Source organism: Lacibacter cauensis (genome assembly GCF_007830055.1).
GTDB lineage: Bacteria > Bacteroidota > Bacteroidia > Chitinophagales > Chitinophagaceae > Lacibacter > Lacibacter cauensis.
This window is the reverse complement of sequence record NZ_VLLE01000002.1, coordinates 318,386-333,659: the sequence shown is the minus strand read 5'-3', so window position 1 is coordinate 333,659 and position 15,274 is coordinate 318,386. Positions and strand designations below refer to the sequence as shown.

Sequence of the window (15,274 nt, the reverse complement as noted above, 5' to 3'; positions counted from 1 at the left end):
ATTCAAATTATAAGCTTGCATTAATACCCAACGAAATCGTACGCAATGTTGGATAGTTTGCAAAGTTTGAAGTGTAAGGATCTTTGTACTTAAATGGATTGATGATATTGAACAGGTTGGTACCGGTAAGCATGACACGCAAATCCGGAATTTTGAATTTGGCAGCTAACTGCTTTGGTAACTGATAAGATAATACAGCATTGTTAATGCGGCTTTGTGTACCATCCATTAACCAGAAAGTTGAGTTTTCTCTGGCCAAAGGAGCATCGGCTCTTGGAAACTTACCGTTAGGATTTGTAGGCGTCCAGTGATCGGCCCAGAAAGCCGGAGCATTTTGTGTGGTTGTTGGTACTTTGCGTGCTTCGCTATCGTACGCTACCTTACCACCAATACGCAGGTTCATGTTCATCTGCAGTTTAAATTCTTTGTACGTAGCTCCCAATGTAATACCGAAAGAAGCAAACGGAGTAGTACGATTGAACATGGTTGTTATATCCAGATCATTAATTTGTCCATCGCCATTGATATCTTCAAAATCCATAAAACCTACCTGCGGCTTTTGACCACCAATGAGGTAGTTCGGATTTTTTGCAAGAATAGCATCTACTGCGGCCTGTGTACGTAAAATACCTTTGGCAATGTAACCAAGGTTGGTACCATTGTACTTGCGAGGATCACGCCCAACCAATATACCTAACTGATCGGGGCCAAATGTGCCCAACTGCGCTTCGTTATAAAACACCTGCAGCATTTGGCTGTTGCTCCAACCAAAGTTCACATCAGCATTCACACCCCAATCTTTACCTAACCTTGTACGGTAGCCAACAGAAAACTCGGAACCCCAACTAAGCTGGCGGCCATAGTTTACAATTGGAGGAGGGATGCCTGCGGTAGGTGCAAACACACTTGCTGAATAGGTATCGAAACCATCGTAACTGTAGCGGTTATAAAAATCTACCGTTAAAGAAAGTTTATTTGATAAGAAAGAGGCATCAAAACCTACGTTGAGGTTTCGTGCTTTTTCCCATGTAAGATCCGGATTAGGATATACGTTTGGATCTAAACCTCCGGTAACATTATTGCCAAATACAACGCCTGTAGATTGCGTGAAGCGAGATTCCCATAAACGGTTACCCACCCTGTCTTCACCTACTAAACCATAGTTGGCACGTAGCTTTAATGAATTGACAAAAGCTACATTGCGGAAGAAACTTTCATCACTTACTTTCCAACCCAAACCTACTGTTGGAAAAAAGCCCCAACGGTTTTCGGGTAAAAAGTTTACTGATGCATCGGCACGGCCAATAAACTCGAAGAAGTAACGGCCTTTAAACGAATAGTTGGCACGGCTGATGTACGAGCGTTTTGAGTTACGGAAAAACTGCGGATTACGCAATGCATCCTGAATACTGCCTAAAGTAGAAGGATCATTATTGAATGCCCAAAACTCATCTACCCCGGCTACAATTTGTCCGGTTTTAGAGAGTAAATAGTTTTTACTGTCTGCCTCACCTTGGTCGAAACCAACCATTACATCAACATCGTGTTCACCAAATTTACGACCATACGAAAGTGTAGTGATGAACTGGTAGTTTTTCGATGTAGTAATCCCCTCTTCAATCTGATCGCTTTGGCTGGTTACACGACGAGAAGGTGTAGTAGGATTTAATGTATTCGATAACAGCAAACCGTTTTGACCACGGCTGGTAAAATTATAAACCAAGTAAGCAGGATAATAACCTAAAGCATTATTTGTACGGTTATTATTACCATATTGTACACGTGCAGTTAAGCCTTTAACAAATTTGGGTTTCCACTCCAAGGAAGCATTCACCGAAAGACCTTGCGATTTAGCATCACGATAAGCACCTGAGCGGTGTACGCCCAATAAGCTCCAGGGGTTACCTGTGCTGTTGTTTGGTGCAGCATTACCACCAAAAGCCACCGGCAAACCATTAATTTCTACCGGAATCCATTTGGGTGTAAGGTAAAGTGCCCGAATAGTAGCATCGTCTGTTTCACTTCCCGCATTTTTCCAGTTATTACTACGCTCTCTGTTAAAATCTGATGCGAAGTTTACCTGTGCACTTAATCCATCAACAATAACTGCATTCATACCTGTACGAAAACTGTACTTATTATTTTGCGTAATGCCATAATTACCATTTTCGTTGTAATAACTACCGCCTGCAAACAAGGTTACTTTATCTGTACCACCCGATACGTTGATGGTATGGCGCTGCACCCGGCCATTTTTCCAAAAGTAATCGTACCAGCTCTTATCCGGCATTGATTTTAATGAATCGAGGTCGGCTTGCGAAAAACGTTGCGTGAGCGGTGCACCTGTCATTTCGTATCCATCGTTTAAAAACTGCGCATGCTCGTAAGCTGTGAGCGATTTATTTTTTACTGCTTCGGTAGAAACACCAAAGTAGCCTGAGTAAGAAATTTTAGGTTTACCTGCCTTACCTTTTTTAGTGGTAATCAACACCACACCTTTTGCACCGGCAGCACCATAAATTGCAGCAGATGCATCTTTCAGGAATGTAATGTCTTCAATTTGGCTTGCATCTAAATTTTCCAGCCAGTCTGCATTAGTAGCCTGAGACCACTGTGTGGGGTTTGAAATAATACCATCAATAACAATTAATGGCTGATTGGTTACACCAGTTGGAGCACCTGGAAAAGTAGTTGCATTACGGATATTAATGGTGGTTGTAGAACCTGGTTTACCTGAACTGAAGTTGATACCTACACCGGGTAAACGGTTAATGAGTGCCGATGGCAAATTAGCCACAGGCAAATCTTCAATCTCCGTTGCTTTGATAGTACCTACCGAACCTTGTACGTTAACACGCTTTTTGGTGCCGTAACCAATAACAACAACTTCTTCCAGACGGTCGTTGCTGCTGCGTTCAAGTTGTACCGATAATGATCCTGATGCAGATGCTTTGCTTTCAAAGTTCGCAAAGCCGACATAAGAAAATACAAGAATGGATGATGCAGATGGAACCTTTAATGTAAAGCTTCCGTCTTTTTTTGTTGTTGTGCCTGTAGCAGCGTTTTTAAGTTTTACACTCACCCCTTCTAAAGGCTCATTGTTTTCTTTGTTAGTTACTGTTCCGCTAACAGTTACTTCCTGTGCAAACAGCGTTACTGTAAGGAATGAAAAAATCGTAAGTAACAGCAGTTTTGGTTGTCGCAAATACTTCATGTTATATGGCATTTTGCTTTTTGGGTTTTTAAGAAAAATCAGTAGTTATTGTTTTATTTAGAAGATTCATTTTTTTCTTTAATCCGCTTTTGCCACTCCTCTCTCTCTTTGGTTAAATCGTAACCGGCAGCAGCAAGATAATTATTGATGCGGCCTTTGTACTTACCAAAGATGGCGTGCTTTTTATCTGAGGATTCGCTGTCCATAGCAAGCTCTCTTGCTTCTACCAGCCAATCATATATTTTCTTCTTCTGTTCTTCCGTAAGGGAAGGAATCATGTCAACATAAGCAGTGTAAGTAACGTGCAGCACCTTATAGGTCATACCATCTTTCACCAGCTCAATCTGCTCTCCAGTTAAATTCGTTTGTAACCCGGCAAGAAAAGATGTGTGCAGTTGCTGAAGCTGCGCATTTTTTTTCTCTTCCTGCTTTTGTACCTGAAGAGCAGATTCCTGAGCGGTGATTGATTGCTGTTTGATTGCTGCTAAAGCTATTTTAGTTTCTTCGTGTATGCGGTTGATGTTGCTGTACTGATAAACCAATAATGCAAGTACCTGTTTGTACGTTGCTGAATCTTTAATAGAAAGTGTGTTAACAATTTTCGCAGAGCGATCGGTAACTGTTTTAATGTAAGCTGCCTTTTCCTCGGCTGTTTGGTTGTTTTGCCCCGCTGCAGTAACGAAACCAAATGCACAAAGTGATACCGTAAAAACTATTTTTTTAACAGATGATAAATCTGCAGTTAAACTACGGATAAATACCTTTGGAGCATCCTGTGAAGTATGTAGAAATGGCAAACTTAAAATCATACCTGAAGCCGTTTAATCGTTAACCGTTTTAAACAAAAAAGCTGTTTAAATGATGGTCTAAAATTACATTGACCCCACCCCTTAAAAATGTAAGGTTTTGCTAAGTTGATGTATTATTTTACTATTCAACAAATAGTTACGGAAACGTTCCCGAAAGCTGTTTTCGCCCTCTAATCTTCGGTTCTAAGTGTAAACATTGCCTGTTTTAAACCATCTGCCTTTACCAGAACTGTAATATTTCCCTTTTTTACATGCGACTGTACAATTGCCAGGGCCATTCCTTTCCATGTTTTGCGGCGGGGATTTTTAAATGAACTGCTGTCGGCGGGAAACCCATTGTCTGTGCCGGCCAACAAACCTGCTCCTGTAACAGAAATCTGAAGAAGCTGATCGGCATCTGGAACCAGATTGCCATCTTTATCAACCAGTTTTACGGTAATAAAAGAAAGATCTTTTCCATTGGCTTTGAGTTTTGATTTATCGGCTGTTAGTAGAATTTTTGCCGGAGCACCTGCTGTTCTGATTTCCTTCGTAAGAATAATTTTTCCGTTCTTTTTTGATACTGCTTTGATTATTCCCGGCTGGTAAGGCACACGCCACATTACATGTAAGACATCCGTAGTTTTCGATTTGCTGCCTAACGATTTTCCGTTGAGGAATAATTCCACTTCATCAGCATTATTATAATAAGCCCACACATCAACCGTATCGCCTTTGTTCCAGTTCCAATGCGGAAATAAATGCAATACCGGTTTTGTTGTCCACTCACTTTGATAGAGGTAATACACATCTTTGGGAAGACCTGCAAGGTCAACAATGCCATAGTACGAACTGCGTGCCGGCCATGCATACGGTACAGGCTCTCCAATAAAATCGAACCCGCTCCATACAAACATGCCCGACATGAATTTGTATTTGTTCACCGCCAATAATGCCGCTTCATGTGAAGAACCCCAGTAAGCATAAACATGATCATAAGCCGATACACTCATATCAGCATTGCCTTTTACTGTTGGCGTTTTACCATCGGGTGGCCAGAGACGGTTACTGTCGCTGGGCATATCGTACGAACCTCTTGATGCTAATGCGGATGCAGTTTCAGTTGCAACAAACGACTGACCCGGAAAACGTTTGGGCAGGTCTGCATAATCGTACAACTTGTAATTGAAGCCGAGTACATCCAATGCACCGGATTTCCAGATGAAATTTTTCTCGGGAAAATTTTCCGTTAATGCACAGGTTACAGGTCTTGTTGTATCAATAGCTTTCACTAAGTCAACCAAACGTTTGGCGATGGTTGTACCGGTACTGTCGAATTGCTCCCGTATTTCGTTACCGATGCTCCACATAAAAACAGAAGGATGATTACGATCTCGCAACACCATGGCTTGTATATCACGTGCATGCCATTCATCGAAATAGAGGTTATAATCGAATTTGTTTTTCTTTTTCTTCCACATATCGAATGCTTCCACCTGCACCAAAAAACCCATTTCATCGCAGAGATCAAGTATGGCTGCTGCCGGAGGATTGTGAGAGAAACGGATGGCATTCACACCCATCTCTTTTAATATCGTTAATTGACGCTTTGCTGCCGCATGATTATACGCTGCACCCAATGCACCCAGATCGTGATGCATACAAACGCCTTGTATTTTCAAAGGTTGATTGTTGAGAAAGAAACCATTGGCTGCATCGAAACGGAATGAACGGATACCGAACGTTGTTTTTACTTCATCAATCAATTGACCATTCCGTTCAATGCGTGTAACGGCTTTATACAAATAGGGTTTGGCAATTGACCAAAGAATGGGTGCGTTGATTTGTAATTGACTGGCATATGAATAACCGCCAACAGGTATGGTGCGCTTCACGATATTTTTTGATGTAGCAACCTTCTTCCCTGCTGCATCATACACATCGGTATACAGGTTAACGATTTCATTTTGTTTACCGGTGTTTGTAACAGTGTATTGAATTGAAACAGTTGCTTTGCTTTGATTGATAACAGGCGTAGTGATGAATACGCCTGCCTCTGCAATCGCCACTTTACTTGTTGTAACTAATTTCACATCCCTGTAAATACCACTGCCGCTGTACCATCTGGAGTCGGGTTGCAGACTGTTATCAACTTTCACTGCAAGCACATTTGGTTTGCCATAATTCAAATACGGAGTGAGATCATAAGAGAAATTGACATACCCATAAGGACGTTTCCCTAAGTAATGCCCGTTGATCCATACTTCACTGTTCTTATACACGCCGTCAAATTCTATTCTTATTTTTTTATCTGCCGAAGAAGCAGGAACTGTAAACGTTTTGCGATACCAGCCAATACCACCGGGTAATGCTCCGCCCTGGTTGGTTGCAGGAAACGAAGAGGAGAAATTACTTTCAATACTCCAGTCGTGCGGCAGGTTTAAACTTCTCCACTTGGCATCGTTATAGTTTGCATTGCTTGCAAGACTATCATTACCTAACAGGAACTTCCATCCGTTGTTGAAATCAACAACAGAACGAACCTGCGCTGTTGAAAATAGACTCAACAATAAAGCGATAACCAGTAATGTATGTTTATTCAACTTCATTTTATTTGTTTGCCGGGAAGAGGGAAAGGCGGGAAGTTATTCCGTCATTTAGTGCTTCCGTAGCAGTTTTATTATCCGGCAGACAAGGGCGTCTGACGGGAGTTTCCTTTGTACTTCTTCTTGCCTTTGCGTCTTAGTGGTTCAATCCTCACCATAAATGATGCACCGCCTGCTTAATATACTTTTCATATACAGCCTGCACCTGTTGCAACCGTTCAGCGCTCAGCGATTGTTCATTTAATGCTTCCAGGTTGCGTGTAACCTGTTCGGGCTTGGATGCACCAGGTATTACAGTGCTTACCGCATCAAAATCAAGTATCCATTTCAAAGCCAGTGCTGACAATGTTTTACCAGAAGGAACAATTTGTTTCAATTCTTCCACGGCCTGCAAACCTGTTGAATAATCAATACCGGAGAAAGTTTCGCCTTTATCAAACGCTTCACCATTGCGGTTGAACTGTCGATGATCACCACTTTCAAAAACAGTTTGTGCAGAATAGTTACCGGTTAACAATCCACTTGCCAACGGCACACGAACAATCACACCAATATTTTTCTTCTTCGCCTGTTCAAAAAATAACTCTGCAGGACGCTGACGAAACATATTGAAGATGATCTGCACTGTTGTTACATTCTCAAACTCAATGGCCTTTAATGCTTCTTCCACTTTCTCCACACTCACACCCAAGTGTTGAATCTTGCCTTCTTTCTTCAGGTCTTCAAACAAACCAAAGATTTCCGGACGATAATAGACAGGCGTAGGCGGACAATGCAACTGAATCAGATCGAGTGCTTCAATTTGCAAACGTTGCAAACTGTCTTCTACATATTTCCGCAACACTGCAGGCGTGTAGCCTTCGTTTACATGTGGTTGAATTTGTCGTCCGCACTTCGTAGCGACAAACAATTTTTCTTTTCTCGTTTTCAGAAATCGGCCGATTGCTTTTTCGCTTTCACCATCGCTGTACACATCTGCCGTATCAATAAAGTTGACTCCGTTATCAACAGCAGTATTTAAAATGGCATCTGCATTCTTTTCATCAAACGCACTGCCCCATTTACCGCCTACCTGCCATGTACCAAGACTGATGGCTGAAATATTCATTCCGGTTTTGCCGAGTGTTCTGTATTCCATTTTCGCTGTTTATTTTTTTCGTCCGACGAGGGCGTCTGACGAAGTTTCCTTTGTGTAACTTTCTGTCTTTGTGTCTTCGTGGTTCAAATCTCCACCATTGCTTTGATCACCCCATTCTTCGGATCGAGCCAGCTTTTGAAATGATCTTTCACCTCCTCAAACTTTACCCGATGTGTAATGTAAGTTGATGGATCAACCAACTTGTTGCGCATACACATCATCACATGATCAAAATCTTCCTGCGTGGCGTTGCGACTGCTCATGAGTGTTGCCTCCCGTTTGTGAAACTCTGGATGACTCACAATCAATTCGCCTTTCTGTAATCCTACCAGCACATACCGTGCACCATGGGCCATGTATAGAAATGCATTGTTGATGGCTTTTTGACTTCCTGTTGCATCAATTACCACCGTTGGCATATCGCCGTTGGTGATTTCTTTTAAGCGTTGCAGTACATCTTCATTCAACGGATTGATGGTATGCTGCACTTTTAATTTATCCTTACAGAAATTTAAACGTGTATCATTTACATCCATTGCAATTACCTGTCCGCCTGCAATGCGGCCAAATTCCATAATACCCAAACCGATGGGGCCTGCACCTATCACCAGTACAAACTCTCCTGCACGCACTCCTGCCCTGCGGATACCATGTGCACCAATTGCCAACGGTTCAACGAGTGCAAGTTCATCAAAACTCATATCGCCGCCATGCAGCAATGCCGATGTGGGCACTGAAATATATTCCATCATACCACCATCCACATGCACACCAAATACATTGATGGCCGCACAACAGTTGGGTAAACCATTGCGGCATGCAATACATTCACCGCAATGAAAATATGGGATGAGTGTAACACGCTCTCCTACTTCAAATCCCGCTTCTGCATCCACTTGTACAATTTCGCAACCCAGCTCATGACCGAGTATGCGTGGATAGGCGAAGTAAGGTTGTGTACCTTCAAAGGCATGCAGGTCGGTTCCGCAGATACCGATGCGTTTTACTTTTAATATTGCACGGCCGGGTTGAATTGCAGGCTGTTCCTTTTCGACATATTCAAATAAACCCGGTTGCTGACACACTAATGCTTTCATAAAAAACTGTTTTAAATAACAGGTCGCTCCTACGGAGCTGATTGCCCTATTGATTATTTTCTATTAACCTTTAACCCCTACGGGGTTTTTCCATTGGCATAACAACCTATTCTAATTACTTGCTACACTAAACTCATAAGTACCTGAACCAATTTTCACAACTGCTCTGCCATCTGCGTTCATAACAACTGCTTTCTTTCCATTCAATAAAACCGTTTGCCCCGGCTTTGCAGGAAGATAAACAACAGCTGTACTGTTGGCAGGTATTTCCACCCGCAAGTTAAATGATGAGATTGTTTTTACCCATTCACTTTTAATTAAACCATACGGCGATTGAAAACTTGCTTTAGCATTGGTTACATCGCCCACCACTTCAGGCTTGATCACAATTTCTTTGTATGCGATGGAATTTTCTGTTTGTTGAATACCCGCAAGCCCGGCATAAAACCATTCCATTAAATGCCCCAGCATAAAATGATTGTTCGACACCGATTCATACGCCTGCCAGCTTTCGGTGAGTGCAGTTGCACCATGTTTCAGCTGATAACCATAGCCCGGCACATCATCCCGATAGTTCATATCAAAAATTACATCGCTACGACCCGCCTGCTGCAGCGCCTGTAATACGTAACGGTAACCGATATCGCCGGCAGTTAAGGCATTGTTCCTGCTTCTGATTTCACGGATCAACGCATCCAAAACAGCCTGCCTGTTTTTTTCTTCCACCAAACCCATGTACAAGGCCATGGCATTGGCAGTTTGACTGGAAGAATCGTATTGTATTTTGATGGGATCAAAAAATGTTTGATTGAAAGCTGTTTTTACATCTGCTGCCAATTGCTCATAGAATTTCACATCTTCATTCTTCTTCAGCATCGTTGCAATTTTGATCATGATCTTGAGATCATAATAAAACGTGGCCGTTGCTGTTACACCCATCTTCGTCATTTGTGCAAAGCCTGATTTGTTCGGACCAATATCAAACCAATCGCCCAACCCATGCGACAGAATATTATTTTTCGCTTTGCCTTTTAAATACAGCACATAAGCCTTCATCATATCATACGACTGCAGCAAGGTTTCTTTATCGCCATACCATTGATAATTATACCAGGAATAAATTATGGCTGCACTGCCCCACTCTGGTGATTCATCAAACGGCGGCGTAAACACCGTAAACTCAGGAGCAATCTCCGGAATTTTTCCGTTGGCATACTGTGCATTCTTCATGTCGTTGATCACTTTCTTATTCAACGCTGCCACATCATACCTGTAATGAACAGAAGTGCCCACTAAATGTGTTTCTTCGAGCCAGCCAAGTTTCTCCCGGTGCGGACAATCGGTGAACACACTCACCATATTGCTTTTAATGGCCCAGTCAATCAAGGTATGTGTGCGGTTAAATAAATCGTTCGAACAACTGAATGAGCCAACCGTATTTGCTGAATTACGGATATGCAGTCCTTCTAATTTTATTACTTGCGGAAGTGATTGATTCGTTTCTTTCGTATTGCAATGCACTTCTACATAGCGGAAGCCAGTGTATGTAAACAAAGGATGCCAGCTTTCTTCGCCATCCCCCTTTAAAATGTATGTAAAGTAAGACGGGCTGCCTGTTGCTTTTTGATTGGCTGTGCCATCTTCATTAATCAATTCGCCACAGATCAATTTCACGGTATCGCCTTTGTTACCTTTTACCGTAATGGAAGGAACACCGGAAAAATTTTGTCCAAGATCATACAACGTAACGCCCGATTTTAATTCCCGTTTTGTTTGTATAGGTAATTGCTGCATCACTTTCACGGGCTCATTCATTTGCGATTCAAGCAAAGCCGGACCGTTGGTAACGACTGCCTGTTTCCATTTCGCATCATTAAATCCCGGCTCGTTCCATCCTTGCTGAAAAAGATTCGCATCATAATCCTCACCACCGAAGATGCTTGAATAAATAATGGGCGACTGATCGGTCTTCCAGCTTTCATCACTACTAATCTGCTGTGTAGTTCCATCCGTAAACTCTATCACTGTTTTTGTAATGAGCTTGGGATAGCCATAAGCACCGGTCATCTTGCGGTAACGTTCCGAAGGAATATAATAAAAACCATTACCGAGCATTACACCAATCGCATTCTTCCCCTCCTTTATATTCTTTGTTACATCAAAGGTTACATACTGTGCATGTTTACTGTAGTTGGTCCAGCCCGGTGCCAGAAAATGATCGCCGATCTTTTCTCCGTTGATGCTTACTTCAAAATGACCAAGCCCACAGATGAACATTGTCGCCTGTTTGATTTTCTTTGCAACAACAAATTCCTTACGCAGCAGCGGCAGAATATCTTTGCGTGGTCCCCATGCTTTTTTTCCGCTCAGATGCACGTGCGGCGCAATGATGGCTGTATCGTTGATCTCTTCATAACCGATCCACTTTGCATTGCCCCAATTGTTTGTTTGCAACAAACCCATTTGCCAATACGAACCGCTGCTCCATGCTGATACGGCACCCTTATTATCACACACCTGTACTTTCCAGTAATATTTTTTTGCTGATTGTAATGCTTTACCAGCATAAGCAACCTGTATGGATGCTGAAGATTTGATCTGCTTCGAATCCCACACGTTACCGATATTCTTTTTCAATAACGCCGCATCATCTGCAACAAGAATACGATAAGCAGTTTGTGCTACATTTTGCTGAGTTGAATGTAACTGCCAGCTGAGTTTGGGTTTCGTTACATCAACGCCTAATGGATTAGTTCTGCTTTCGCAACGAAGATTGACAACAGTTAATTGCTGAGCGTTTAACTGAAAGCCCAGCAAAACAACCATAACTATCAACAAGTATCGTTTCATTCTCATCTTAGCTTTTAATATTGACTATTGTATTTCTATCCCCGACACCGCTACCTGCTCCCCATTCTCCAATTCCAGTTTCACCACATAGTTTCCTGCGTTAATCTGCGACCCTGTGTTTACGGTGAACTGGTTCCATTTACCTACCCGTGTAAATGTAAACTGCACAGCTTCATCCATCATCCTGTTGCCACCTGCATCAAACAACTGCAATTTCGCTTTTACGATTTGTTCTTTCGGATAATAATATTTTACAGTGATGGAATAAATATCGGCCACTCCTGTTTGCACTGGCCATTGCATGTTTGCGGCTGCATTTGTTTTTACCACGGCGCATAATCTTCCGTTGACAGAATCTTTTGTTACACCATCTCGAACTATTGCAACGTTTGTGCGATAAGCAGTGATTGGTTTCAGATCGTAGGCGGGTTGCATTTTGTTGACAGGAAGATAAAACAGCAAAGTGAATGGATCGATCATCAGTCCGACCTCTGTGTTTGCAGCATATCTTCTACGGTATATTTTATATTCTGTTCCTCCAATTCCATCTGTAATCAGTTGCGTATGCAGAGCCTCGGCATCAGCGAAAGATCGATTCTCATTCACCGCAAAAAAAAGATCCAGTTCGGCATTTGTTGTAAATGATACCGGACTGGTTTCTTTATTCTGATCCAATCGTATCCAGTCAGCCCCAAATAAATTTGAAGGCAGGCTATTGATAGTAGTATTTGAATAGGTATAATTTTTATCTCCAATATCCAGCCAGCTTTGTTCTGTACAATTACCACAAACAAGATTACTGATAAGCGAAGACGCTGCTGCCGGTTTAATTCCGCTCTTTATTGAAGCAATGGCAATAGCTGAGATAACCGCTTGTCCGGATTTACTTTCCGGAAATGAGATGATCATCTTACCACCGTTGATCTTTGCTTTTACCGTTTTCTTCAGCGCTGTGTTCGTACCTGCTTCACTCCAGATGTCTAAATCGTTAATAACAGTTTTCCCATTGATAGCAACATCAAATAAGCGCATCCCTTTGGCATTAATGCCACCGCCAATTCCTAACCAAGGTTCAATGAAATACAATTCAACGATGTATTCGCCATCGGGTAAGGGGAACTCGTACATGAGTTTATCTTTCCCGAAACGGAAGCTTTGAAACAATTTCCAGTCTTTTGTATGCTTGATGGGAGAAAATATTCTGCGTTGACTTGCAAAATTGGTTGGCACTTCAGAAAAATCTTTTGTCCATGATGTAGCAAATCCTTTATCTGCAGCCCATGTAATTCCATTGTCATCTTTATAAGAAGGTCCACCACAATTGATGCGATAGATATAATTATAACCTGCTGTTGCTTTGGTTAACGCTTTCGCATTTGCATACAACTGCTTAAAATTGGGTGATTGCGGTAAATGATTTAACACAATGGTATCTCTCGCAACTGCCTTTCCATTCACATATCCCACTGCATACAACAGATTGTATTGAATGTTGACATTGTCCCATTGAAAATGCGTACCAATGCCATTCTTCTTTCGTTTACCCAGCGAAGAACCATTCACATCATTAAACAATTCCACTTCATCGCAATTGCTGTACACATAAATACTGTCTTTGATGCCGGGCTTCATCCATCTGTTGGGCCATGTATGAGAAACAATGTAAACCATCGGTTCTTTGTTCTTATCCGCATAATTGCTGCGAAACATATAATAGGCATCTGTTGGTTCTTCCCAAGGTGTAAGTAATCCTTTGTAATTCACCGGACCAATACGATCCAGTTCACGCAAACCTTCACCGCCTTGTACACGACCGGGATTATCATGCGATGTCAATAACCAAAAGAAATGTCCTGCACTGCTGTCTTTCACCGATTCTGCCAAACGAACTTTCTGTTCCATCAACTGCACCATTCTGTCTTCACTCAAAATTCCATTTTGCACAAAGCCACCTTCCGTATGCAGATCAATTGTGCGCCATGCACCATACTCACCGATCAATACTTGCTTCTTTACATCATCGCCATAGGTTGCAGGATTACCACCATAAGTGCCGGTCCAGTTTTGCGGCACATCCCAATCGGTTCCGCTTCCACCGTTACAGGTTGTTACCAACCGTTGTGTTGATACAGTTGGATCAAGTGAGCGGATCAGCTCTGTACATTCTTTAGCGAAATCTTCCGGCAGTTTACTTTCATTCTGCAAGCCCCATAAAATAATGGATGGACTGTTGCGTCGTTCGATCACCCACTCTCTTAACAGCTGTTTGAAATTTTCTCTGAACTCTTGGGTATCGTACCATACATGTGCAGAGAGTTGTGTCCACCAAAGAATTCCTTTTTCATCGCACAATTGTCCGTAAAATAAATGATGGGGCTGATGACCATCACGAAAAGCATTGAAGCCTGCTGACTGTATCCATTTAAAACGGGAAAAGATCTGCTCCTTGCTGAACGCATGACTTTGCCCCAACAAATGTTCATACTCGGCAATACCGTTGATGAAAACAGGTTTTCCGTTTAAGATGAATTGACTGGTTGGGTTTTTCCAATTGATGGTGCGGAAACCAAATGCTGTTTCAACTTTATCCAGCACAATATTGTTCTCGTTTACGACTGAAATAATCTTGTAGAGATAAGGATTTTCAACTGACCAGAGATTGATGGCTGATGTAGGATGTATGACGTCGGATTTATTTTCAACAGCAACATTCTTGTCAACTGTTATCCCTTGTTCAACTATCTTTTTTACTTCTTTACCATTGGCATCTATCAACCTGTGTTCAACTACAATATTTCGTTTCTTCTTCGAATAGTTTTTGAATGTAGTCGCAATATTCAATTGAACATTTTTCTCTGTAATATCAGCCCATGCATGCACACCAAAGGGTTCAATGCGCACATCATTTGTAACAATTAAATGCACAGGACGAAAAATACCCATCGGCTGCGAACCTTCACTAAAGCCACGTTCATCACTGCAACCGCCACAAACCCAGGGCAGGTTTTGAATATTGGATGGATGATAGGCCCGTACTGCCAGTTGATTTGCGGTTCCATCCGTTTTGATCACATCGGTTACATCCAATGTAAACGTTGTTCGTCCGCCGCTATGCTCGCCTACTTTTTTATTATTGAGATAAACTGTTGCATAGGATCCCACTCCTTCAAAAAACAAAAAGAAACGTTTGCCTTTAGTTGATTGTTTCGCTGCAAATGTTTTGCGGTACCAGGAGTCGCCATGCCGGTTGCCGTGCAGCAATCTTCTGTAACCTTCGTATTGATCCCAGTTATGCGGAACATTTACTTTCTTCCAGTTGCTGTTGATGGTTGCCTGGTAAGTATCGGCAGGTAATTGCTGATCGTTACTTGTTGCAATGGTCAGCCAGTTTTCGTTTAATGAAATATCCTGGCGTTGTGCATTCGTTTTTTGCCACGAAGACACAAATGCACAAAGAAGCACAAAGAAAAGCAAGCTCTTACACAAGCGAGGGCTGTGAGTGAGCATCCCCTCCCTGGAGGGGACTAAGGGGTGGGTTGCAGAAAATTGACAAGAACGTACCACCGCTTGCAGCGGGGTGC

General features: G+C 42.2%; 7 protein-coding genes. All 7 read right to left on the bottom strand.

What is annotated here, in order from left to right:
* Window positions 1-7: 7 nt before the first annotated feature.
* Window positions 8-3,214: a SusC/RagA family TonB-linked outer membrane protein gene (locus tag IQ13_RS01455; RefSeq protein WP_158637276.1), complete on the bottom strand. Its 3,207-nt coding sequence runs from the start codon at window positions 3,212-3,214 to the stop codon at window positions 8-10.
* Between the two features lie 53 nt (window positions 3,215-3,267).
* The gene (locus IQ13_RS01450; protein ID WP_144883786.1) at window positions 3,268-4,023 is read right to left on the bottom strand and encodes a DUF3826 domain-containing protein; all 756 of its coding nucleotides are present in this window, start codon (window positions 4,021-4,023) and stop codon (window positions 3,268-3,270) included.
* 170 nt (window positions 4,024-4,193) lie between these two features.
* Window positions 4,194-6,611: a glycoside hydrolase family 2 TIM barrel-domain containing protein gene (locus IQ13_RS01445; protein ID WP_144883784.1), complete on the bottom strand. Its 2,418-nt coding sequence runs from the start codon at window positions 6,609-6,611 to the stop codon at window positions 4,194-4,196.
* A 148-nt stretch (window positions 6,612-6,759) separates the two neighbouring features.
* Entirely contained in the window at window positions 6,760-7,746 is a 987-nt protein-coding gene (locus IQ13_RS01440) for an aldo/keto reductase (protein WP_144883782.1), read from the bottom strand.
* Between the two features lie 83 nt (window positions 7,747-7,829).
* Entirely contained in the window at window positions 7,830-8,843 is a 1,014-nt protein-coding gene (locus IQ13_RS01435; RefSeq protein ID WP_144883780.1) for a zinc-binding alcohol dehydrogenase family protein, read from the bottom strand.
* Between the two features lie 111 nt (window positions 8,844-8,954).
* Window positions 8,955-11,693, bottom strand: a complete 2,739-nt coding sequence (locus tag IQ13_RS01430) for a family 78 glycoside hydrolase catalytic domain (RefSeq protein WP_144883778.1) — start codon at window positions 11,691-11,693, stop codon at window positions 8,955-8,957.
* Window positions 11,694-11,717: 24 nt separating this feature from the next.
* Window positions 11,718-15,137, bottom strand: a complete 3,420-nt coding sequence (locus IQ13_RS01425; protein ID WP_242009447.1) for a malectin domain-containing carbohydrate-binding protein — start codon at window positions 15,135-15,137, stop codon at window positions 11,718-11,720.
* Window positions 15,138-15,274 lie beyond the last annotated feature (137 nt).

Bases quoted from the DNA above. Each gene is read 5' to 3' on its own strand.
- IQ13_RS01455 (WP_158637276.1), bottom strand. From the start codon at position 3,214: ATGAAGTATTTGCGACAACCAAAACTGCTGTTACTTACGATTTTTTCA.
- IQ13_RS01450 (WP_144883786.1), bottom strand. From the start codon at position 4,023: ATGATTTTAAGTTTGCCATTTCTACATACTTCACAGGATGCTCCAAAG.
- IQ13_RS01445 (WP_144883784.1), bottom strand. From the start codon at position 6,611: ATGAAGTTGAATAAACATACATTACTGGTTATCGCTTTATTGTTGAGT.
- IQ13_RS01440 (WP_144883782.1), bottom strand. From the start codon at position 7,746: ATGGAATACAGAACACTCGGCAAAACCGGAATGAATATTTCAGCCATC.
- IQ13_RS01435 (WP_144883780.1), bottom strand. From the start codon at position 8,843: ATGAAAGCATTAGTGTGTCAGCAACCGGGTTTATTTGAATATGTCGAA.
- IQ13_RS01430 (WP_144883778.1), bottom strand. From the start codon at position 11,693: ATGAAACGATACTTGTTGATAGTTATGGTTGTTTTGCTGGGCTTTCAG.